The 898-nt window shown below is 77.6% G+C and carries 1 protein-coding gene; it reads right to left on the reverse strand.

Annotation, left to right across the window (positions count from 1 at the left end):
* Positions 1–12: 12 nt before the first annotated feature.
* Positions 13–898 (reverse strand): LysR family transcriptional regulator (locus tag OOT08_RS02195; protein WP_325090916.1); only part of this gene is annotated, 886 nt, incomplete at its 5' end.

Raw genomic sequence — 898 nt, forward strand, 5'->3', positions numbered from 1 at the left:
TTCGGAGCGCGCCTAGCGAGCCGGGAGGTTCCCCCCGGGGGCCGTCGCCAGCGCCAGCAGGCGCTCGGCGGCGGCCCCCAGCGGTTCCGCGCGCCGGATCACGGCGGTGAGGGGGCGACTCAGGTCGAGCCCCGGAGTCGGCACCGCCACCAAGCGCCCGAGCGCCAGGTCGTCGGCGACGGCGAGCGCGCTCAGCACGCCCGGCGCCGCCCCGGACGCGATCGCGCCGCGGACCGCCTCGCTCGTGGCCAGCTCCAGGGCGGGTCGCGCGGGCGCGGGGCACCCCGCGCGGGCCAGGGCGTCCTCCAGCACGTGCCGGGTCCCGCTGCCCGCTTCGCGGGTCACGAGCGCGGTGCGCGACAGCTCCCGCGGGTCCGGGCCCGGCCCGTCCGCCCAGGGGTGCCCCGGAGCGACCACGAGCCGGAGCACGTCCGTGCCGATCCGGCGCAGGAGCAGATCCCCGGGGAGGCGGCTGCTCTCGATCAGGCCGAGCTCGGCCCGTCCCGCCCGAACCTCCGCGATCACCCGTTCGCTGTTGCCCACCTCTAGCGTCGCGGTCGCCTCGGGGTGGAGCTCGGCCAGCCAGCCGGGCAGCAGGTGCGCGGCGATGGTTTGGCTCGCCGCGAGCCGAAGCCCCTGCCGCCGTTGCCCGCGCAGGCTGTCGATGCCCGCGGCGAGCCGTTCCCGAGCGGCGAGCACGGGCACGCCCCAGTCTCGGATCAGCGCGCCCTGTTGCGTCAGGGCGGAGCCCCCGGGTCCGCGCTCGAGGAGCGGGAAGCCGAGCCGCCGCTCCGCGGCCCGAATCCGGGCGGAAACCGATTGCTGGCTGAGCCCCGCCCGTTTGGCCGCCTGACCGATACCGCCGGTTTCCCCGATGAGCGCGAGCAAGCGCAGGGTC

This window comes from Leucobacter sp. M11 (assembly GCF_035726885.1).
In the GTDB taxonomy this organism is placed as follows: domain Bacteria; phylum Actinomycetota; class Actinomycetes; order Actinomycetales; family Microbacteriaceae; genus JAPFRB01.